The organism is Intestinicryptomonas porci, assembly GCF_033971905.1.
Classification (GTDB): domain Bacteria; phylum Verrucomicrobiota; class Verrucomicrobiia; order Opitutales; family Intestinicryptomonadaceae; genus Intestinicryptomonas; species Intestinicryptomonas porci.
On sequence record NZ_JALBUT010000002.1, the window covers coordinates 210,291 to 230,401 of the forward strand.

Sequence of the window (20,111 nt, forward strand, 5' to 3'; positions counted from 1 at the left end):
TAAACGATTAAAATTAAAGATAAAATACAATGTGTTTTTTTTCTTCGATTTCAAGAAAAAAATCAACAAACAAGAATTTTCCCGAAAATTGACTCTTTGCGCTTTCAATTCTTTTGTCTTACCCTTTTGGAGACAGTTTAAGCCCTTCTATTTTCCGCAGTAATTCACTGTGCTTAGCTTGCTCTTGCGGGTAAATTGCGATTGCAATTTATGCTATCCCTGCCAAACACAAAAAAACCGCAGTTTCCTGCGGTAATTTTTCAAGCTGGCGTCCCCACGGGGATTGTGCTCGCGGATTGATTTTGCTTTACAAAATCCGCGCCATTTCGGCACTCGCTACGCTCGGCTCTTTTTGCGAATGCAAAAAGCCACCGTCTCAGGCTGTCGCTTCGCGCCACCTTCGGCGTCGAACCCAAGGGTTCTCATCCCCTTGGAACAAAAAAAAGAGGTTAACTTTCGCAAACCTCTTTTTCAAGCTGGCGTTTGTCGTGGGATTGCACTGCGCTTCGCTTGCTCTTTGGGTAAATTGCAAATGCAATTTATGCCATCCCTGCCAAACACAAAAAAACCGCATTTTCCTGCGGTAATTTTTTGAACTGGCATTTGTCGTGGGATTGCACTGCGCTTCGCTTGCCCTTTGGGTAAATTGCAAATGCAATTTATGCTATTCCTGCCAAACATAAAAAAGCCCGCAAACATCTTGTTTGCAGGCTTTTCAAGCTGGCGTCCCCACAGGGATTCGAACCCTGGTCGTAAGAATGAAAATCTTATGTCCTAACCGGGCTAGACGATAGGGACGTAGCTCGATTTAAAGCTTATATACGATACGAATGCTTTTTGCTTTTGCAAGAAAAATTTTTAAAAAAATTTTTCGACAAACCACATCGCTAAATTTTTATGCCTTTGCGAAAACTTTGTTTTGCGCGTCTTCCGAGGCAATTTGTGTTTCGGCGGGGGCGGATGTTTTGTCTTCCGCGTCTTCAATTTGGATTGGCGTTTCCACGAACATTAAAATCATCAATGGCGACAGCGTGAAAGTGCATCCCGACAAGATAATGGATGCCAATGCCAAAAGCGAAACTCTTATTAGAAACATAATTTTAATTTATCAAAATTTTTTCATTCAATGCAAGCGCATAATTATTATTGCTCCAAAAATGGCATATTTAAACTTGCCCATTCTTTTCCTTTGTATTCTTATTGGCTTATATGAATTCCGATTTTCAAAAAATTTCCGAGATAAAGTCTTTGCCCGAGGGAAGCCGCGCGCAGTTTTGCGCATGCGCCATTTTGAAGTCTTTGCAGAAGCGTCTTGCGAAAAACGGCAGCGAGTTTCTCGTTGCGGATTTTGCCGACAATTCGGGGTCGATGACTCTCATGGTTTTTGCCGACTCTCTTGCGTACATCTCATTGACGAGGGCAAGCGCGGGCGACGCTTTCAAGATTTTCGGCGTTGCCGATTTTTACAACGGCAGGTTCAGCCCGAAAATCGACTCAATGGAAAAGTTGTCGGAGGAAGAGTTGCAGTCTCTTTTGGGCGAGCTTGTGGAAGTCGCGCCCGAAAATGCCGATGCAATGCGCGCAGAACTTTTTTCCATTATCGAAAAAATCCCAAATCCCGATGTCCGCGAGACGGTTAAGTATGCGCTAAACGATGTCGGGGAGGTTTTTTTCAGAAGCACTGCGGCGATAAAAATGCACCATGCTTATGTCTGCGGGCTTTTGGAGCATTCGCTTCATCTGGCGCGTCTTGCAGTGAAGCTATTGCCGATGTATCCTTTTGTAAATCCGTCTTTGGCGATTGCAGGAGCCGTGTTGCACGATATCGGCAAGACTATAGAGTATTCGCAGGGGCTTGCGACTGAAAAGACGAAAATCGGCATTTTGCAGGGCCATGTGGTGCTTGGTTTCAGGATAGTCCGCAAGGCGGCGTTAAAATGCAAACTGAACGAAGACTTGACCGGGCGTTTGGAGCATATCATATTGAGCCACCAAGGCGAACTGCAATGGGGCGCGGCGGCAGTTGCGGCGACGCCTGAAGCTGTTTTTGTTTCGATGCTCGACTATCTCGACGCCAGAATGGGCGCGGTTTATTCCGCATTGAAAACGGGGGGAGACGGCGAATTTACCGATCTTGTTCCCGCGTTGCAGACTAGAATTTTGCAGTCGAAGCCCGACGATGAATTTGCTGGCGCGAAAGTCGAGGTTTCAAGCGGAAAGAAAATCTTTATAGCCACGTCGAATGCCCACAAAGTAAAGGAAATCAAGGCGATGTTTGAAGAGTGGGGCGTGGATTGCGATGTGGGCGGCGCGGACGAAATCGGCGGAATGCCCGAATGCGATGAAAATGCCGATACGTTTGAGGGCAATGCGTTTATCAAGGCTGACGCCCTCAAAAAAATCGCCCCTGCCGATGCCTATGTTTTGGCTGACGACAGCGGAATCGTGGTTGACGCGCTCGGCGGAAATCCGGGCATACATTCCGCAAGGTATGCGGGCGTCAAGGGCGAAGGCGCGGACAAGGCGAACAACGAAAAGCTGTTGAAAGCTCTTGAAAATATTCCCGACGGCGAACGTTCCGCGCGCTTTGTGTGCGTTTTGGCGTTGGTATGTCCAAATGGCGAAAGGAAAAGTTTTGAGGGCAGGGTTGAAGGTTTCATAAACCACGGGGCGAAAGGCAAAAACGGCTTTGGATACGACCCATTATTCGAGCTTCCCGAGGGAATGACCACCGCGGAGCTTCCCGAGGCTTGCAAAAACGAAATAAGCCACAGAGCCCGCGCCCTTAAAGAGCTTATAAAATTCTTAAAAACTCAATAGGTTTTGTTTCGGATTTGAAAGACCGCAATCTTGTTTTGCGGATTTTCATTTGTGGTGGTAGCCCGAGCCTGCGGAGATTGATTTTGCCCTGTAAAGCTGTTCGAGAAGTATTGTTCGCGCCCATTCGTGCGTGAATGTCATTTTTGAAAGCGAAAACAGGCAGTGGGCGGCTTCTTTTACTTCTTTGGAAAGCCCATACGGGCCTCCTATTATAAATATGGAAGAGCCGCTTGCCATCAGGTCTTTTTCGAGCATTTCCGAAAACTCTTCTGAAGACATGGTTTTTCCTTCTTCTGCCATCGCGTAGATTTTCCCCTTTGCGCCTTTTAGAACTTCGAGTATTTTTTCGCCTTCCTTTTCGACGCTCGCGTCTTTCAGTTCGGCGATTTCAAGTTTGTCGTATTTTGAAAGCCGTTTGCGGTATTCGTTTGCAAGCTCTTCGAGGGGCTTGTTTTTCATTTTTCCTATGGCGATGATTTTCAGCATGTCTTTTAAGTATTTTTCCGCCCGCAAATTTGGCGACAAAAAAATATGAAATTTTTTCTTTAATTTTGCTTATTATTTAATACATTGATTTTGCATATATACCAATTTGTTTAACATGCAAAATACCATCAAGATGAATTCCGCGCTTTTGGCGAGCGCGGTTGTTGCAGCCCTTGCGGGGCTGTTGTTCGGGTTTGACACGGCGGTGATTGCGGGGGTCACGAAGCCGCTTTCAAAAATCTACGCTTTGAGCGAATGGGGGCAGGGCTTTACGGTTTCAATCGCCCTCTGGGGAACTATGCTGGGAGCGGCGTTTGCGTCTTTCCCTGCGGATAAAATCGGCAGGCGCGATTCGCTTAAAATCACGGGCGCGCTGTTTTTATTGTCGGCTCTCGGGTGCGCGTTTGCGTGGGGCTGGCATTCCATGCTCTTTTTTAGGTTTGTGGGAGGAGTGGGTATTGGCATTGCCTCGGTCATTGCGCCGATGTACATTGCCGAAATCGCTCCCGCAAAGTTCAGGGGAGTATTTGTTGCGACGTTTCAGGGCAACATAGTTTTTGGCATTTTGCTTGCGTATTTTTCAAACTACATTGTCTCTCTTTGCGGATTTAATCCCGATTTAACGGAGTGGAGGATAAAGCTTGGCGTAGAGGCTTTGCCCGCGTTTTTGTTTTTGGTTTTGCTTTTCTTTGTCGGCAGGTCGCCTTACTGGCTTTTGAAGGTTGGCAGAAAGAGCGAAGCCGTTGCGGTTTTGGAGCGCATTTCGCCCGATTTTGTGTCTGAAACAGTTTTGGAAATTGAAAAATCGATAGAGGAAACAGGCAGGCTTGGCAATTCATCTTTATTTTGCAAGGCGTTTTTCTATCCCGTTTTTCTGGCGTTTTCGATTTCTTTTTTCAACCAGTTTTCCGGCATCAACGCCGTGCTCTATTACATAAACGACATTTTCGCCAAAGCGGGGCTTGACGGAAATTTGTCGGCGGTTGTTGTGGGAAGCGCAAATCTTTTGTTCACGGTGCTTGCCATGTTTTTGATAGACAGGCTCGGCAGAAAAACGCTTCTTTTGATAGGGGCGGCGGGGACGTCTTTAATGCTGTTTTTGGCAGGTTTTATTTTGCAGACGCAGGCGGCGCAGTGGGCGCTTGTTTATGTGCTTTCAATTTACATCGCGTTTTTTGCCGTTTCGCAGGGTGCCGTCATCTGGGTTTACATCAGCGAAATATTCCCCGTTTCGGTTCGGGCGAAAGGCGTGTCGTTCGGAGCGTCGGCGCATTGGGTTTTTTGCTCTGTAATCGCCCTTGTATTTCCTATTCTCGCGGCGTTGGACGGGGCAGATTTTGGCATTGACGGCGTGCGTCTTAATGGTTCGTTTCCGTTTTATTTGTTTTGCTTAATGACGCTTGTGCAGTTCGCGGTGGTCTTTGTGTTTTATCCCGAAACAAAGGGTGTTCCGCTTGAGCTTGTAAGGGAAAAAATGAAATTTGGGAAAAATTAAAATGTTATGGGGGTTAAGCTGCAGGCGGGATTGGCGCTCCGCAGAATTTTCGGAGGCGGTTTTGGGATTTTCAAAACTGAAAATACGATTTCTCAAATTGCTTTGTGCGTTTGGAAGTTGTTTTGCATTTGCTTTGGCAAAAACTGAAGGAGCAACCCGATTTCTCGGATTGCTCCCCATACTACTTACCAACTTGCTACTGAAAATAAACTTATTTTATTAAGTTCGTGTACCAGTCTGTACTATTCGGGTTTTATGTCAATGTTTTTTTTTGAAAATATTTAAAAGAAAATTTTTAACAAGGAGTGAAAATATGAAGAAATCAGCTGTTGTTATGGCTATTGCGTTTGCCGCAAGCGCGGTTTTTGCGGATGTTTGGATGCCAAAAATCTTTTCCGACAATATGGTTTTGCAGTCGGGGGAGAAAGTAAAAATCTGGGGCAGGGCGGAGACGAATGCGAAAATAGAAATCGATTTTGCAGGCGTCAAAACTTCCGCAACCGCGGACAAGGACGGCAAGTGGACTGTGTATTTAAAGCCTCTTGAAAAGTCTTTTGAAAACAGGGTATTGGGCGTTTACGAAAACGGCAAATTAGCAAAATCAATAAAAAATGTGTTAGTCGGCGAAGTCTGGGTTGCGGGAGGGCAGTCGAATATGCAATGGGAGTTGCAAAGATGCCTTAAAGAAGCAGTGGCGGAAGCCGTCGAGAGCGCGAAATCCATAAGGGCTGTCAGATTTTTGAGAATGCCCGCAAACGCCGTGAGCATAAGTCCGCAGGAGGACTTGCCCAAAAATGCAAAATGGGTGGAAGTCAAGCCCGATAATTGCAAGAATTTGAGCGCGATAGCATTCTACTTTGCCCGCAATCTGGAGCGCGATTTGGATACTCCCATCGGCATTTTGGAGACGTCGTTTCCAGGCAGCTTTATGTCGGTATGGCTTGCGAAAGAAGACTTGAAAAACGTAAGTGGATTTAAAGACCAGCTTGAGAAATACGAAGCTGAAAACAAGGATTTCGACTATCAAAAATCAATGAATGCCTACAATGAGAAAGTCGCCAAATACAAGGCGGAAGTAGAAGAGGCAAAGTCGCGCGGAGAAGATGTCGGCAAAATTAAAAAGCCGACGGGGAAGCCCGAACCGTGGGGCAGGGGCAGGTTTACCGCAATCCCGTCAATCTTTTACAACGCGAAAATTGCCCCGATTGCGGGCTATACGTCAAAGGGCTTTTTGTGGTATCAGGGCGAAAGCGACACCACAATCCATTCGGAGCATTATGCGGAAAAATTTGAACAGCTCATAAATTGCTGGCGCAAATATTGGGGGATCGAAAATATGCCGTTTTACTTCTTCCAGTTGCCGAGCATGGACAGGGATTTTTGGATAGGCCCGCGTCAGGCGCAGGAAGATGTCGCAAAAAAACTCAAAAATGTACATATGGTCGTGCACATTGATTTGGGAGAGGAAAAGGACGTGCATCCGAAGGACAAGCTGTCGCCCGCCGTGCGTTTGGAAAACCTCGTAAGGAGATTTTCCTATGGGGATAAAAATGCAAATGCATACTATCCTAAACTTTCAAAAATAAAGTATTCGGCAAATTGCGCAAAGGCATTCTTCGATTTTGAAAAATCAAAGCCGAATTTTAGAAGCGGGCTTTCGGGATTTGAAATCTTGGTTGGCGGAAACTGGATTTCTCCCGAATCTGCAAGAGCGTCGGGGAATGTGGTTGAGCTTTTCGCAAAAAAAGGCGAGGCAATCGAAGGCGTCCGCTACTTGCACAAAGGCTGGGCGCGTCCGCTTGCAAGCGTGTTCAATGCCGACGGACTTCCGCTTGCGCCGTTTTGCGCGCTCAAAAAGTAGCAAAATTTATCCTTTGCTTCATAAAAGAATTGAAAAAATTTATATTTAATGCATATTATGCCAAATATGAAACTTCCCCCCAATTCAAGTGTTTTGTTTGATTCCCAAACCATAAGGTCGCGCATTTTGGAAATCGCGGAAAAAGTGAGACAGTACTATGCCTCTTGCGATTTGGGCGAAATCGAAATGGTTTGGATTGCGGAAGGCGCGCGCCATTTTGCAGACGCGCTTTTTAACGCAATGAATTTGAGCATAAAAATGCGTTCGATAAAAGTTTCGAGCTACGGAAAGTCGTTCGAGTCTTCGGGCGATGTAAAAATCTACGATTCCATAAATGACATAAAAGCCCGAAGGGTTTTGCTTGTCGATGATATTTTAGATACGGGGCTTACCGCAAAAACCGTGATTGCGAAACTCAAATCAAACGGAGTGGAGGAAGTCAAAACGTGCTTTTTGCTCAACAAGGCGGAGAAAAACAAAGGCTGTTTGAAGCCGGATTTTGAAGGCTTTGAAATCCCCGACAAGTATGTGTTCGGGTTCGGGCTGGACATTGCGGGGGAGTATCGCGATTTGCCCGACATAATGGCTTTTGACTACTGACTTTTTTATATTCGGCAAATCTGGGCATTGCGCGCAAAGTTTTTTTGCGCGCATTTTTTTTGGGGGAAAGAAATTTTTATTTGCGCAAAATTTTTTGAAAGTGTGTTTTGCAAGTTGCGCATAAATTTTTCGCAAGTTAAAAAAATTTTTACAAAAGAGATTTTGCATCAATTTTTTATTGCATTTTTTTTCAATGTTAAAATAATCAATTCCATCGAAGTTATTTTTACGGCGTTGATATTTTTATTTGATTGAAATCTCGCTTAAAAAATTTTTTCGACAAGAATTAACCCCGATCTCCGAGCAAAATATTTTGGAAAAATCGCCCTTATCAATTATTGTTTTTTGTGCGGAAAAAATCCGCAGGTCATGCTTTCTCGAAAATTTTTCGATGGGCGGTTTTTTTGCGTCGGTGTTAAAGCCTTTTTTTGAATTTGAAGAATTTTTTGCAAGAAATGAAAATTTTTATCGGTACGGCTCTTTTGAAGAGCGCGTTTTTCCGCATGTGCGGCAAGGCGGTATCGGTTCGTAAAAAATCCAAAAACAAAATATTATGGCAGTAAAAAAAGCAGTAAAAACGCCTGCAAAGAAGGCAGTGGCAAAAAAAGTGGCGACAAAAAAAGTTGCGGCAACCAAGGCTCCCGCTAAAAAAGCGGTGGCAAAGAAAGCTCCCGCTAAAAAGACAGCCGTAAAGAAGGCTCCTGCGAAAAAGGCGGTTGTAAAGAAAACTGTTGCGGCAAAAGCACCCGCAAAGAAAGCGGTTGCCAAAAAAGCTCCTGCCAAAAAAGCGGCGATAAAGGCTCCTGCAAAGAAAGTCGCAGCCAAGAAAGCACCTGCAAAGAAGGCAGTGGCAAAAAAAGCCTGCGCGAAAAAGTGCGCCTGCAAAAAGTAATTCGCTTATCGGCTGATTTTTGCAAGACGCTTTGTTTTATCTTTTTAATGGATTGTCGGCGGCGCGTTAAACGGCGTCCGCTGATAATTCCGTTTTTATGGCAATCATTCCCGTTTGGCTTTTGAAGTGGCAAGGTGTTTTGTTGCGGAGCGTTTTTTGTAAAAATCTTCGTTTTTATGGCGTTCTTGCCGTTTTTTTCAAGACGGCGGTAATTTTTCAGTGCGCAAATCAAAAAATTGGGCAGAGGGAAATATTGCGCGCCCATTTTTTATTGCGCCGCATTGTGTTTTTATTGAATTTCGGATTTTCTTTAAGCGGAAGCACTTTCTCTTAGGAATGCAGATTTCTTTCAATTTTTGCGGCGGCTGAAAAAACATACAATAATTGTTTGCAATTTTATGGATTTTGCTTTCATATAATCGCGTTTTTTTAAGCTATGGAAAACAGACTCTCAACATGGGCATTAAACATATCTCCGTCGCCGACTTTGGCAGTTGACGCGAAGGCGAAGGCATTGAAAGCGGCAGGCAAAGATGTTTGCGGCTTTGGCGCGGGCGAACCCGATTTCGATACTCCGCAGTTCATAAAGGACGCTTGCGTGAAAGCTCTTGCGGAAGGCAAGACAAAATATATTCCGGCTCCCGGTCTTTTGGAGTTGCGCACTGCTCTGGCGGATTATTACATCGGCAAAAAAGGCTTAAAAAACATTGATTTTTCAAACATAATTGTAAGCCCCGGCGGAAAATTCTCCTGCTACCTTGCAATTATGGCGGCGATTTCCCCGAACGACGAAGTCATAATTCCCGCTCCTTATTGGGTGAGCTATCCCGAAATGGTGAAGCTTGCGGGCGGCAAGCCTGTCTTTGTCTATGCGGGCGATGAAAGCGACTTCAAAATTACTCCCGCAATTCTCGAAACTGCGCTGACGGAAAAAACCAAGATGGTAATCTTAACAAGCCCGTCAAACCCGACAGGCGCAGTTTATACCCGCGAAGAGTTGAAGGCGATTGTCGATTTTGCCGCAAAGCACGATATTTATATTTTGTCGGACGAGATTTATGAAAGCTTGGTCTATGACGGAGTTGAAGCGGTAAGCCCCGCAAGCATTTCTGAAGACGCGCAAAGCCGCGTCATAATAACTGCGGGTTTCAGCAAGTCTTACGCGATGACGGGCTGGAGGCTTGGCACAATCTGCGCTCCCGACGACATTGCAAAAGCGGTTGCAAAACTGCAAAGCCAGACTTGCTCTAACGCAACGACATTTGCACAGTACGGCGCATTGGAGGCAATGAAGCGTCCCGATTTGGCGAAAGAAGCTCTCGAAAAAATGCTTGTCGCCTTTGACCGCCGCCGCCTGATGTTCTATAACGGGCTTAACTCCATAAAGGGAATTTCATGCCGCCGCCCGAAAGGCGCGTTTTATGTATTCCCGAATATCTCTTCTTTTGGAATGGGGTCTGTCGATTTTTGCTCCAAGTTGTTGGATGAAGAGCTTGTCGCGGTTGTTCCCGGCTCTGCTTTTGGCTCTGAACCGAACATAAGGTTTAGCTACGCCGTAAGCGAAGAAACAATTGAAAAGGGATTGGAACGCCTTGCGCGTTTTTGCTCGAAGCTTTAAAATCATTTAAAAACATTTTTGGGCGGTTTTGGATTGCGAAATTTAAAATCGCCTTTTTTATTTCTTTTAATGATTGAAGAATTGAAAAGCGGAATTGTTTGCAAAAGCGCGCGCGAAACTGCGGAACTTGCAGAGCGCATTGCAAAAGCCTGCCCGCAGGCGGTCATTGCGCTTGTCGGAGACTTGGGGGCAGGCAAGACAACTTTCGCAAAGGGCTTGGCGCGGGGCTTGGGCATAACTGCTTCCGTAAAAAGCCCGTCTTACAACGTTTGCCTCACATATTCGGAAAACGGCGCAAACTTTGTGCATATAGACGCTTACAGGCTCAAATCTTCGGACGATTACGAAAATCTGCTGATTGACGAGCTTGTCCCTGAACCTCGCTTGATATGCGTCGAATGGCCGCAAATCATTGCCGATGCCCTGCCTGACGACACTATTTGGATTGAAATTTCCTCTCCCAATCACGAAGAGCCCGACACGAGGCTTTTGAAGTTGGTCGCCCGATAGAATTTTCTTGTCTTAATTTCTTAAATTTCTATAATTTAAGTAAAAATTAAGCTATGGAAAATTCAATAAAAATGGCAAAGGAAAGCATTTTGGGCTTGCGCGTTTGCGCGGTATTTTCGGTATTTGTGTGCGCTGTATTTTATCTGCTTTCATTTGCGCATTTATCGAGTGAAAAAACATATTTTGCGAATTATTTTCTTTTGGGAAACTTTCTTTCTTTTTATACTATTTGTACAATTTGCGATTTAAGTCTGCTTAAAATAAAAGCGTGTGCAAAAAATTTACTGTTTTTAATTTTTGTCTTATGGTATCCCGTTTTTTTTGGCGTCTCGATTTGTTTTAATTTGAAATTTTTGTATTTAATTGCGCCATTTCCGATGGTTTTATATGTACATTTTGTTGCGCGGAATCCTGAATTGTTTTATGAAAAGCGCAATTTTGAGTTCTCTTTTAAGCGCAATATGCTTTGCGCGTGCGGAGTTTTAATGCCGCTTTTAACGGTATTTTTTTCCAATATTTTTATCCCGTGCTTATGCGGCAAGTCGGAAGCGGAAATGATTTCTGTATTGCTTGCTTTTGTTATGTCGCTTTTGTGTTATGTTTTGTTTTGCATGGATATTGTGAAATGCAAGATGGGTAAATTAAAAAAATTTTTTTATATAATTTTTCTTTCGCCGATAACGATTTCAGTACTTTTATTTTTTATTCCAATCATTCCGCTGATTTTTGCGTTTTTGCCTTATTTTTATATTGCGGAAACTTGCGAAGAAAAAAAGTATTTGTATCTTCGCAAATAGATTAATTTCAGAAAATTTCAAGTTGTGGAAAATTCAGTAAAAATTCCAGTTCTGGAAAATTCAATAAAAATGGCAAAGGAAAGCATTTTGGGCTTGCGCGTTTGCGCGGTTTCTTCTGTATCTGCTTGCATTGTAATAAGCATTCTTTGGTGTAAGTTTTTGCCACCAAATCTTTCTTTTACTGCGAATTATTTTTTGTTGGGCAGCCTAATATTTTTTTGTTCTTTTTGCATTATCGGGGACTTGATGATGTATAAAATGAACGTCTTTATTAAGAGTATAATTGGCGCAATTTTCTTTTTGGTTTATCCAATATCAAGTGCGGTTTTGGATGGGCTTTATTTGGGGTATTTAATGTGGCTTATGCCGCTCCCATTTTTGTTGTATGTGTTGTTTGCCGCACGCGACCCCGAAACTTTTTATAAAAAACGCAAATACACTTTGCCGTTTAAGCATTATATGCTTTGTATTTCGGCTATGTTGCAACCTTTTTTTAATATTCTTTTATGCTTTGAAACTAATGAAATATGTAGCAAATATTTTTACACAACTAATGCAAAGATGGTTATAATAATCATTTGTCTTATCGAGTTATTATTATTTACGATGCTTTTGCAATACGACATTTATAAATGCAAAATTCACTATGTTCGTAAATGCGTATATCTTGTTTTGACTTCGCCAATTACTTATTTCTTGCCGGGGTTATTTGAAAGATTTTTAAATTGTGATTTTCTTTTTTCGTTTTCACTTTTTTCTTTTTCTTCGTTGTTATATTTGAACCAATATTGTTCAGAAGAAAAATATTATACTTTTCGCCACTAAAACTTCTTCACGCCCAAAACAAATTCCACATTGCCGTCTCCGCCTTTGATGGGCGAGGGTATATCGCCGATATATTGCGAGTTCGGGTAATTTTCTTTTAGAAACTTCTTTATCTTTTGAAGGGCGTTCTGCTGGATTTCCGCGTCTTTTATTATGCCTTTTGTTCGGCGCAAAAATTCGGGCAGGGTTTCAAATTGCGGCTTTACAAGAAATATTGCTATCCCGCCGTCTTTTAGGAATTGCCAGACGCTTGGTATCACTTTTTCAAGGGAAATGAAAGATAGGTCGGCGCAGAGTATGTCGAATGTTTTGTCGTCTAAAATTTCAGATGAAAGGTTGCGTGCGTCTGTCTTTTCAAGATTTTTTACGCGCGGGTCGGACTTTATCTTTTCGTGAAGCTGGTTTACCCCCACGTCAACGCAAGCCGCGTATTTTGCGCCCCGTTGCAAAAGGCAGTCGGTAAATCCGCCCGTGGAAGCTCCAATGTCGATTATGTCAAGTTCCGACGGGTCTATTTTGAAGGCGTCCAAGAAAGCCTCTATTTTCAGCCCCGCGCGCGAAACGTATTTTAAAGTGTTCGCGTCTTTAATTATTTCGATTTCGGAGTCGTCAGGAATTTTTCGCGAGGGCTTGTCGATGATTTTTCCGCATACCTTTACTTTGCCTTCCTCAATCAAGGCGCGGGCTTTTGAGCGGCTTTCAACCAGTTTAAGTTCCGCAAGAAGTTCGTCGGCGCGCTTCATTTTTGCGAAGGCTTGTAGGTGATTTCGTATGTTGCCGACTTGTCGTAAGGCGCGGTTTCGGCGTTCGATTTATCCGCCTGAATTTCAATGTAGCGCGAAGATTGCTTTACGAGCGTCCAAATCAAGTACGCGCCGCCAATGGTTATGGCGATTAAAATCAGCGCGCCAAACAAGGTTGAAAATCTTTCCGAAAGTTTCGCCGTCGGGCTTTTTTTGTTAAATCGGGAAATGAAAATGCCCGACTTCGGACGGTCCATGATTTTCGTCTTTGTCCGCGAGCGGATTTTGTTTACGTCAATAATCATTTTTAAGCCTTTTCAATAAGGCATACCGCGTGCGCCGCCAAGCCTTCCTTTCTGCCAATCCAGCCCATTTTTTCATTCGTGGTAGCCTTTACGCCGACGTCTTCGGGGGCAATCCCCAACGTTTTTGCAAGCGTCCTTTTTATATCGGCAAGATGCGGGGAAAGTTTCGGCGTTTCCGCAATCAAAGACGAATCGATGTTTACGAGCTTGTAGCCGAGTTTTTCGATTTCGGCGACTGCGCGCCTTAAAATATCTTGGCTGTCCATGCCTTCGCACTCTTTTGAAGTATTCGGAAAGAAGTGCCCGATGTCGGGCAATGCCGCCGCGCCCAAAATGGCGTCAGCGATTGCGTGGCTTAATACGTCGGCGTCGGAATGTCCGAGAGGCCCTACTTTGTTGGGGATTTCAACTCCGCCAATTATGCATTTTCTGCCTTCCACAAGCTGATGCACGTCATAGCCGTAGCCAACTCTGAATTTGCTCATATTTTTCCTTTTGATTTTAAAAATTCAACCATTGCCAAGTCTTCGGGCACCGTGATTTTGGGGTTTGGATAAATGTTTTCGACAATCGTTATTTTGTATCCCGACTTTACTGCCGCGGCAACGTCGTCGGTTATTTTTGCGCCCGACGAGTTAACTTTTTGGTAGCAGTCCAAAATTATGCTTCTTTTGAACGCCTGCGGGGTTTGCATTGCCCAAAGCAGCGGGCGTTCAAGGTCGATAAGCTCCCTGTTTCTCAACTCGTTCGGATTTTTGTCGAGCTTTTTTATTGTATCTACCACTTTTGCCGCCAACACTGCGCAGGAGTCGCTTTTCAGGGCTTCGCTTAGCTTTTTTATGTTGTCGGAACCGACCAAAGGACGCGCGGAGTCGTGGATAAAAACATTTTCGGATTTTTCAGAAGTTTTCAGCAACCCGTTTAAAACGCTGTCCTGCCTTTCCGCGCCGCCGTATGTAAATGTATGGGCGATTTTTTTTAAGATGGGCGCAAGGTGTGTTTTTATTTGCGCAATTTGTTCATCGTCGCGGCATACAAAAATAATCTCGCTTACAACGCCGCTTTCAATAAAGGCTTCCGCGCTGTGGTACAATACGGGTTTGCCTAAGAGAGGGGCTAAGGTTTTGTCCTTTACGGAGCCTCTCATTCGCGAGCCGCCGCCTGCGGCGAGCAATATTGCGGAATTATTTTGCATCTTTTAGTTCTTTTATGATTGCTTTTGCGGCTTCGGCGGGATTTTCCGCCTTTAATATGGGTCTGCCGACAACGATGTAGCTTGAACCTGTCTTTGCGGCAAGCGACGGCGTCATAATGCGCTTTTGCTCGTTTGAGTCGCTTCCGGCGGGTCTTATGCCGGGGGTGATTAAATCCATTTCGCTTTTTAAATTTTTGCGCAGAAGTTCGATTTCAAGCGGAGAGCACACAAGCCCTGAAAGCCCCGATTCTTCGGCGAGCTTTGCAAGTTTTAAAACTTGTTCGGACAGAGTCCTGTCAAAGCCCGTTGCCCGCATTGAGTCTTCGTCAAAGGAAGTTAGGACTGTAACCCCCAAAATTTGCATTTCCTTGTTTGTTTCTTTTGCGGCGTTCAAGGCCGCTTTCATCATTTCAGCCCCTCCGCTTGTGTGGATTGTGAGCATTGAAACGGGAAGCCCTTCAAGGCTTTTTACGGCGGAAGCCACTGTGTTTGGAATATCGTATAATTTTAAATCCAAAAAGACTTTAAAGCCCATTTCGCCGACTTGGCGCACGAAGTCCGCGCCGTATTTCAAATACATTTGAAGCCCGATTTTAACCCATTCGAGCGAGCCTTGCAGCTTTTTTAGCATATCGAGCGCGCTTTCCTTGTCGGGAAGGTCGAGGGCGAGAATTAATTTACATTGTTTTGACATATGGGTTAAAATTTGGCACAAATGTTTTTATTTTTCAAACCAAATGACATACCAGACATCATTTTTCAGCCCGTGCAAAGTAAATTACATGCTTACGATTACGGGAGTCCGTCCCGATGGATTTCATAATCTTGTCAGCCTTGTCGCTCCGACGCGCTTTGGCGACGAGCTTTTTATCGAAGAGGCGGGCGAGGATTCAATCGAATGCAATTTGGAGGGCGTGCCTTGCGACGAGTCAAATTTGGTTATGAAAGCGGCGGCGGTTTTCAGGCGGGCGACGATGATGAACCGCTTTTTCAAATTCAATTTGGTCAAGAAAGTTCCGCACGGGGCGGGGCTTGGTGGGGGGTCGTCAAACGCGGCAACTGCTCTTTTGGCGTTAAATCAAATTTGTGGCTATCCGCTCTCTAATGGAGAGCTTGAAAGGCTTTCTGCTCTCATCGGTTCAGACTGCCCCCTGTTTTTGAGGGGAAAACCTGTTGTCATGCGCGGCAGAGGGGAGCTTCTTGAAGACTTGCCCGAAAACGCGCAAAATTTGATTGCGTCTTTGAAACTTTTGATATTCAAGCCGAACTTTTCCATAAATACGGGTTGGGCGTACAAAACCATGAAAGAGTCGGGCAAGATGTATATTTCAGAACAAGAGGCGGAAGATGCGCTTTTGTCGTGGATAAAAAATCCCGAGATTGAAAATCTGCCGCTTGTTAACAATATGCAAATTCCCGCTTTTGAAAAGTTCCCCGCATTGGAGGCTGTTTTGAATTTTATCCGCAACGAGTACAATCTGCCCTGTCTCATGAGCGGATCGGGCAGCGCGTGCTTTGCGGTGGTCAACAATTTGCAACCCGACGCTTTGCAGAGCCTGAAAGACGCAATTAAAAAAAGGCTTGGCGAAAGCTGTTTTATCACGGAGGCTTAAAATGAAATACACATTCTTAAAAGACAATAATTTGCCCGCATTTTTGGGCGACGATTTTGAAATATCGTATTCCTCCATGTATGCGAATGTTTTGGAGTTTTCAAAGCGCGTGCCAAAAGAAAGGGCGCATGTAGCAATCTATGCCGAAAATTCGCCGGAGTGGGTGTGCGCTCTATACGGCGCGTGGCTGAAACATTCAACGGTTGTGCCTGTTGACGCGACATTGCCGGTTGCGGAGACTGCGTTCATTTTGTCGGATAGCGAAACGGATTTTTTGTTTGCCTCTAAAGCGAATTTGGAAAACGCGAAGGCGGCGGTTGAAAAGTCGGGCAGGGCGGTTGAAATTTGCGTAATCGAGGAAGTCGAAAAGCCTTTGATGAACGCAACTTTGCCAAACGGCTGGAAAATCGAGTGCGAGGCGGAAGACTTGGCTTTCATTGTTTACACTTCCGGAACAACCAGCAATCCGAAAGGCGTAATGCTTACTTTCGACAATTTGCAGGCGAATATCGAGGCGGTTTCGGACGAGGGATATTTCCATGAAAAAATGCGCACTCTCGCGATGCTTCCTTTTCAGCATATTTTGCCACTTGTAGGTACTGTTGTGGGGGTGCTTTACGTTGGGGGCGCGATAGTTTTCCCGAAGAGCCTCGCTCCCGCAGACATTGCGGGCGTTCTTGCAAAGCGCAAGGCTACCATGGTTATTTCCGTCCCCAGATTTTACGAGCTTATACATGCAAACATAATGGAAAAGGTGAACAAGTCCATTGCCGTGAAGTCGCTTTTTCTGCTTTCTAAGTTTGCGGGTTCTGTAAAGTTTGCAAGAATGCTTTTTGCGAGCATTCACAAGCGTTTTGGCGGAAAAGTTTCGGCGTGGGTCTGCGGGGGGGCGGCGTTAAACCGCGAAGTGAACGCTGATTTGAGCGCGCTCGGATTTAAAATCTGCGAGGGCTACGGAATGACGGAAGCCGCTCCCATCATAGCTTTTCCCAGAATAGGGAACATCAAGATAGGCTCTTGCGGTCAGCCTTTGCCGTCGAACGAAGTCCGTATTGTGGACGGCGAAATCACCGTTCGCGGCAGGAGCATAACCAAGGGCTATTACCGCCGCCCCGAAGAAAACGAAGCCTCATTTAACAACGGATGGCTATACACGGGAGACTTGGGATATTTTGACGATGACGGCTTTTTGTTCATAACAGGCAGGCGCAAGGAAATTATAGTCTTGCCCAACGGTAAAAAGCTGAACCCAATCGAGCTTGAAGAACAGATAAAGGAAAAATGCCCACAGCTTGAAGAAGTCGGAGTTTTGATGTATGACGACATCTTGCAGGCAGTTTGCAGAATTTCAGATAAGATGTATGCCGAGCTTGGGAAAGAAGGGGCGGAAGATTTTGTGAGGGAAAACGCAATTCTTCCATACAACAGGGTAAACGCCTCTTACAGGCGCATCATACGTTTTACCGTTACAACGAAAGAGTTTCCGCGCACTCGCATAGGCAAGCTTAAAAGATTCCAGCTTGCGTCGTTTGTGGAAAGCGTGAAAACGGAGCTGCCCATAGAGCAGGTTTTTGCCCCCGAGCCTGAAAGCAAAATCTACAAGGACTTGAAGGAGTTTTTGGCAATGCAGGTTTCTGTTACTGTTTTGCCCGATGCCCATATGGAAATGGATTTGGGCTTGGATTCTTTGGGCAAAGTTGCGCTACACGGATTTATAAAAGAAAATTACAATATTGATATGCAGGAAAGCGATTTTGAAAAATATTCGTCTTTGCGCAAGGTCGCAAATTTCATAGAGGAAGAGCAGAAGAAAAAGACGGAGGAAAAAGCAGTTGCCGATTCTCCGAAGCCGAGAAAGCCCAAGGCTGTCGCGTGGAGTGAAATTTTGAAAAACTGCACACCTCCGATAATCCCTAAAACTTACTTTTTTCACGCGATAACTCTGTTTGCCGCAAGAATTTTCTTTAAGTTTTGGTATGACATCGAAATAGAGGGCAGGGAAAACATAAAAGACGGCGAGCCTATGATTGTTGCCCCCAACCACCAGTCTTTGTGCGACGGATTTTTCTTCGCCAAAATGTTTCCGCGCAAGAAATTGTACAAATTCTATTTCTTCGCGAAAATGCGGGCGATGATGAGCAGCAAGTTCATGAAGTTTTATGTGCGGCACAGCAACATTATCGTAGTTGACGTAAAATCGAACATAAAGGAATCCGTGCAAAAGCTTGCGGAAATTCTGCGCAAGAAAAATTACGTTGTGATGTTCCCCGAAGGGACGCGCACGCGCGACGGAAATGTTGCCGAATTTAAGCCGATGTTCGCGATTTTGGCAAAAGAAATGGGCGTAAGGGTTGTTCCCATGGTCATTTCGGGGGCGTTTGAAGGCTTGAAAGCGAGAACGAGTTTGCCCGCGCGCGGAACGAAGATAAAAATTAAGCTTTTGCCGCCCGTTTCGGTTGAAGAGGGCGAAAGCTACGCGGATTTTTCAAACCGAGTCCGCGAAATTGTTATCGCCGAAAAGGCGAAAATAGAGGGCAGGGAGCTATCGTCAGATTAAAATTCTAAATCCCAAAAAAGGAAAGGCGGGGACAGCAAAAAGCAGTCCCCGCCTCGTTTTATTGACTATAAGAAGAAATTATAAAAGCGAATAAAGGTACAAGAAGTAGAGTGTTGCCGCAGTGCCCATCAGCATTAAAAGTGAAATGTTAAGCCCCATTTTGTACGAGCCGTTATTTTCACTTTCTGAAGTATCGACTGCCGTAAAATTCAGCTTGTAAAACCTAAAACACAAGAACGCAAATATAACAACAATAAGCGTAAAAAATAAAAATCCCTGCGAAAATACGACTTCCACAAAGAAATCCAAAAATCCGTATTCCGAGTATGAGTTCATCTTTCTTCCCTTAGAAAGAGCCTTCGGGCATAAAGCCCGAAAGCCCCGTATCCTATTTTATACCTATAAAAAAATTACTTTCTTCTTATGTACGTCGCAAACGCGAGAGCAAGTGCGCCGAAAATTGCCGCATATGCAGAAGGTTCGGGAATGATTGTAATAGTGCCGTTATCTGAAATTCTTATATTGTACGTCATATTTGTAGATTTGTCGAAAACCGTCAAATTTTCAGATGTCAGCAAGTTTTCTATCGAGCTTCCCGCAAGCGTTATAGTCTCGAAATACTCGTTTAATTCCTTGTCTTGGAACGCAGAAATGTCGTCAACGACAAATTCAAAGGTCATGTTGCTTATATCATTCCCTTTGGCAAAGGAAATTTCAGCTCCCGCTTCAAAGCTCAACTTGCCGTTATACTGAACTTTGTCTGTCGATGAAAAACTTGAAGTGGAATCAACATAAATATTGGCGTAAGAAGAGCCGTTATACCCTTTACCCGTTAAATTTAAACTTCCTCCGTTTATAATTTTTATGTCTCCCCCGCCGCCTTGGTAAGAAGAAGCATATTTTATGAAATCAGCTTGTAAAAAGCTCGAATCGATAACTATGTTTGACTCGTTGAAAAGAGATATTTCTTTTTTTAACGTTGCCGTGCAGTCTTTCAAAAACAGACTTGCACCCTCTTCTTCCAAGGAAATTTTATTGGCATTAATGGTCGTTCCGTAAGCGTTTATATTTGTACCTTTGAAAATTGAAATAGTGCCTGCATTTACTTTGTTTCCTCCAAGAAAAACCAATGAAGAATTTTCCCCGTAAACACTCAATGAATTTGCCGTTATTGAAACATTCTTGCTGACCGAAACTTTTATGTTTCCCTTTAAATATGTATCAATAATAATTTGAGCATCGTTTACATTCGTTTCCACAAGCGTGATTTCATCGTATTGCGTATTTGCAAATCCCAATGAAATACAACTTGATAACATAGCCAAAACCATGAATTTATTGACGCGAATGTCCATTTTCCTGCTTATTCAAATTATTAAATAGGCTGGAAATATGCGTATTGCTAATACGCATTGTTTTTATGGAGTTTAATTTGTTATTCTACAACTACTTGTATTTTTATGTGCATGAGGATAATTTATTTTTTTGGGAGAAAAAAGCCCCGAAACCCGTTATTTTACAAATTTTTGTTGACAACCGTATTAGCAATACGGTTGTCAAATTCTGTACCTCGTTGTTTTTCCGAATTTTACAAATAAAAAGGCTCTTTGAAATGGAGCTTTTTTTGCGCAGACGCGCTTTCTTCCTGTTTTTCTAACTCATTAACCCGTGCGGACTCTGAACGAAAAGCATATACAAACTCTCAATCTTTTCTTTTTCATTATTTATTTTTTGTAAATTTATAAAAAAAGCTTGTAAAAAAGTTTTTCTAGGATAGATATTTATGCAAATTGA

General features: G+C 44.0%; 19 protein-coding genes and 1 tRNA gene. 10 read left to right on the forward strand and 10 right to left on the reverse strand.

Going from position 1 to position 20,111, the window contains the following annotated elements; genetic code table 11:
- Positions 1–721: 721 nt before the first annotated feature.
- Positions 722–798 (reverse strand) — tRNA-Glu (locus MOX91_RS02730).
- 97 nt (positions 799–895) lie between these two features.
- A complete protein-coding gene (locus MOX91_RS02735; protein ID WP_370396540.1) occupies positions 896–1,096 on the reverse strand; it encodes a hypothetical protein in 201 nt (66 codons plus the stop codon).
- Between the two features lie 113 nt (positions 1,097–1,209).
- Between MOX91_RS02735 and rdgB the strand changes: the two genes are divergently transcribed.
- Positions 1,210–2,820, forward strand: a complete 1,611-nt coding sequence (gene rdgB / locus MOX91_RS02740) for an RdgB/HAM1 family non-canonical purine NTP pyrophosphatase (protein WP_370396541.1) — start codon at positions 1,210–1,212, stop codon at positions 2,818–2,820.
- Positions 2,821–2,865: 45 nt separating this feature from the next.
- Here rdgB and MOX91_RS02745 read toward each other — a convergent pair whose 3' ends face one another.
- On the reverse strand, positions 2,866–3,306 hold the full coding sequence (locus tag MOX91_RS02745) for a 23S rRNA (pseudouridine(1915)-N(3))-methyltransferase RlmH (protein WP_370396542.1): 441 nt from the start codon (positions 3,304–3,306) through the stop codon (positions 2,866–2,868).
- Between the two features lie 115 nt (positions 3,307–3,421).
- Between MOX91_RS02745 and MOX91_RS02750 the strand changes: the two genes are divergently transcribed.
- From MOX91_RS02750 to MOX91_RS02780, 7 genes are all read left to right on the forward strand, one after another.
- Entirely contained in the window at positions 3,422–4,801 is a 1,380-nt protein-coding gene (locus MOX91_RS02750; protein WP_370396543.1) for a sugar porter family MFS transporter, read from the forward strand.
- 313 nt (positions 4,802–5,114) lie between these two features.
- Positions 5,115–6,662, forward strand: coding sequence for a sialate O-acetylesterase (locus tag MOX91_RS02755; RefSeq protein ID WP_370396544.1), 1,548 nt, complete (start codon positions 5,115–5,117; stop codon positions 6,660–6,662).
- Between the two features lie 66 nt (positions 6,663–6,728).
- Positions 6,729–7,262, forward strand: coding sequence for a phosphoribosyltransferase (locus MOX91_RS02760; RefSeq protein ID WP_370396545.1), 534 nt, complete (start codon positions 6,729–6,731; stop codon positions 7,260–7,262).
- Positions 7,263–7,815: 553 nt separating this feature from the next.
- On the forward strand, positions 7,816–8,154 hold the full coding sequence (locus MOX91_RS02765) for a histone H1-like repetitive region-containing protein (RefSeq protein WP_370396546.1): 339 nt from the start codon (positions 7,816–7,818) through the stop codon (positions 8,152–8,154).
- Between the two features lie 436 nt (positions 8,155–8,590).
- Positions 8,591–9,772 carry a pyridoxal phosphate-dependent aminotransferase gene (locus MOX91_RS02770; RefSeq protein ID WP_370396547.1) on the forward strand — a complete coding sequence of 394 codons (1,182 nt, stop codon included), beginning with the start codon at positions 8,591–8,593 and terminating at the stop codon, positions 9,770–9,772.
- A 69-nt stretch (positions 9,773–9,841) separates the two neighbouring features.
- Complete coding sequence (tsaE, locus tag MOX91_RS02775; protein ID WP_370396548.1) at positions 9,842–10,282, forward strand: tRNA (adenosine(37)-N6)-threonylcarbamoyltransferase complex ATPase subunit type 1 TsaE; 441 nt, start codon at positions 9,842–9,844, stop codon at positions 10,280–10,282.
- A gap of 821 nt (positions 10,283–11,103) precedes the next feature.
- A complete protein-coding gene (locus tag MOX91_RS02780) occupies positions 11,104–11,904 on the forward strand; it encodes a hypothetical protein (RefSeq protein WP_370396549.1) in 801 nt (266 codons plus the stop codon).
- Here the strand turns inward: MOX91_RS02780 and MOX91_RS02785 are convergent.
- The 5 genes from MOX91_RS02785 to pyrF are packed head-to-tail and all read right to left on the reverse strand — an operon-like array spanning position 11,901 to position 14,841.
- Positions 11,901–12,647, reverse strand: a complete 747-nt coding sequence (locus MOX91_RS02785; RefSeq protein WP_370396550.1) for a TlyA family RNA methyltransferase — start codon at positions 12,645–12,647, stop codon at positions 11,901–11,903. The two genes, MOX91_RS02780 and MOX91_RS02785, sit on opposite strands and share 4 nt — an antisense overlap.
- A complete protein-coding gene (locus tag MOX91_RS02790; protein ID WP_370396551.1) occupies positions 12,644–12,952 on the reverse strand; it encodes a hypothetical protein in 309 nt (102 codons plus the stop codon). Before MOX91_RS02790 ends, MOX91_RS02785 begins: the two co-directional genes overlap by 4 nt.
- 2 nt (positions 12,953–12,954) lie before the next feature.
- Positions 12,955–13,437 carry a 2-C-methyl-D-erythritol 2,4-cyclodiphosphate synthase gene (gene ispF, locus MOX91_RS02795; RefSeq protein WP_370396552.1) on the reverse strand — a complete coding sequence of 161 codons (483 nt, stop codon included), beginning with the start codon at positions 13,435–13,437 and terminating at the stop codon, positions 12,955–12,957.
- Positions 13,434–14,147: a 2-C-methyl-D-erythritol 4-phosphate cytidylyltransferase gene (gene ispD, locus MOX91_RS02800; protein WP_370396553.1), complete on the reverse strand. Its 714-nt coding sequence runs from the start codon at positions 14,145–14,147 to the stop codon at positions 13,434–13,436. The genes ispF and ispD overlap by 4 nt, the downstream gene beginning before the upstream one ends.
- Positions 14,137–14,841, reverse strand: coding sequence for an orotidine-5'-phosphate decarboxylase (pyrF, locus tag MOX91_RS02805; RefSeq protein ID WP_370396554.1), 705 nt, complete (start codon positions 14,839–14,841; stop codon positions 14,137–14,139). Before pyrF ends, ispD begins: the two co-directional genes overlap by 11 nt.
- Before the next feature lie 43 nt (positions 14,842–14,884).
- Between pyrF and ispE the strand changes: the two genes are divergently transcribed.
- Both ispE and MOX91_RS02815 read left to right on the forward strand, forming a co-directional pair.
- A complete protein-coding gene (ispE, locus tag MOX91_RS02810) occupies positions 14,885–15,760 on the forward strand; it encodes a 4-(cytidine 5'-diphospho)-2-C-methyl-D-erythritol kinase (protein WP_370396555.1) in 876 nt (291 codons plus the stop codon).
- 1 nt (position 15,761) lies between these two features.
- On the forward strand, positions 15,762–18,317 hold the full coding sequence (locus tag MOX91_RS02815; protein WP_370396556.1) for an AMP-binding protein: 2,556 nt from the start codon (positions 15,762–15,764) through the stop codon (positions 18,315–18,317).
- Between the two features lie 78 nt (positions 18,318–18,395).
- Here MOX91_RS02815 and MOX91_RS02820 read toward each other — a convergent pair whose 3' ends face one another.
- Both MOX91_RS02820 and MOX91_RS02825 read right to left on the reverse strand, forming a co-directional pair.
- The gene (locus MOX91_RS02820; protein WP_370396557.1) at positions 18,396–18,653 is read right to left on the reverse strand and encodes an LEA/WHy family protein; all 258 of its coding nucleotides are present in this window, start codon (positions 18,651–18,653) and stop codon (positions 18,396–18,398) included.
- A 74-nt stretch (positions 18,654–18,727) separates the two neighbouring features.
- The gene (locus MOX91_RS02825; protein ID WP_370396558.1) at positions 18,728–19,672 is read right to left on the reverse strand and encodes a hypothetical protein; all 945 of its coding nucleotides are present in this window, start codon (positions 19,670–19,672) and stop codon (positions 18,728–18,730) included.
- Between the last annotated feature and the right edge of the window lie 439 nt (positions 19,673–20,111).

What these genes read in the sequence shown, in the direction of transcription:
- tsaE (WP_370396548.1), top strand. Translation starts at nt 9,842, where the DNA reads ATGATTGAAGAATTGAAAAGCGGAATTGTTTGCAAAAGCGCGCGCGAA.
- MOX91_RS02735 (WP_370396540.1), bottom strand. Translation starts at nt 1,096, where the DNA reads ATGTTTCTAATAAGAGTTTCGCTTTTGGCATTGGCATCCATTATCTTG.
- MOX91_RS02755 (WP_370396544.1), top strand. Translation starts at nt 5,115, where the DNA reads ATGAAGAAATCAGCTGTTGTTATGGCTATTGCGTTTGCCGCAAGCGCG.
- MOX91_RS02790 (WP_370396551.1), bottom strand. Translation starts at nt 12,952, where the DNA reads ATGATTATTGACGTAAACAAAATCCGCTCGCGGACAAAGACGAAAATC.
- MOX91_RS02820 (WP_370396557.1), bottom strand. Translation starts at nt 18,653, where the DNA reads ATGAACTCATACTCGGAATACGGATTTTTGGATTTCTTTGTGGAAGTC.
- MOX91_RS02825 (WP_370396558.1), bottom strand. Translation starts at nt 19,672, where the DNA reads ATGGACATTCGCGTCAATAAATTCATGGTTTTGGCTATGTTATCAAGT.
- MOX91_RS02785 (WP_370396550.1), bottom strand. Translation starts at nt 12,647, where the DNA reads ATGAAGCGCGCCGACGAACTTCTTGCGGAACTTAAACTGGTTGAAAGC.
- MOX91_RS02765 (WP_370396546.1), top strand. Translation starts at nt 7,816, where the DNA reads ATGGCAGTAAAAAAAGCAGTAAAAACGCCTGCAAAGAAGGCAGTGGCA.
- MOX91_RS02770 (WP_370396547.1), top strand. Translation starts at nt 8,591, where the DNA reads ATGGAAAACAGACTCTCAACATGGGCATTAAACATATCTCCGTCGCCG.
- MOX91_RS02760 (WP_370396545.1), top strand. Translation starts at nt 6,729, where the DNA reads ATGAAACTTCCCCCCAATTCAAGTGTTTTGTTTGATTCCCAAACCATA.
- ispF (WP_370396552.1), bottom strand. Translation starts at nt 13,437, where the DNA reads ATGAGCAAATTCAGAGTTGGCTACGGCTATGACGTGCATCAGCTTGTG.
- rdgB (WP_370396541.1), top strand. Translation starts at nt 1,210, where the DNA reads ATGAATTCCGATTTTCAAAAAATTTCCGAGATAAAGTCTTTGCCCGAG.
- pyrF (WP_370396554.1), bottom strand. Translation starts at nt 14,841, where the DNA reads ATGTCAAAACAATGTAAATTAATTCTCGCCCTCGACCTTCCCGACAAG.
- MOX91_RS02750 (WP_370396543.1), top strand. Translation starts at nt 3,422, where the DNA reads ATGCAAAATACCATCAAGATGAATTCCGCGCTTTTGGCGAGCGCGGTT.
- ispD (WP_370396553.1), bottom strand. Translation starts at nt 14,147, where the DNA reads ATGCAAAATAATTCCGCAATATTGCTCGCCGCAGGCGGCGGCTCGCGA.
- ispE (WP_370396555.1), top strand. Translation starts at nt 14,885, where the DNA reads ATGACATACCAGACATCATTTTTCAGCCCGTGCAAAGTAAATTACATG.
- MOX91_RS02815 (WP_370396556.1), top strand. Translation starts at nt 15,762, where the DNA reads ATGAAATACACATTCTTAAAAGACAATAATTTGCCCGCATTTTTGGGC.
- MOX91_RS02745 (WP_370396542.1), bottom strand. Translation starts at nt 3,306, where the DNA reads ATGCTGAAAATCATCGCCATAGGAAAAATGAAAAACAAGCCCCTCGAA.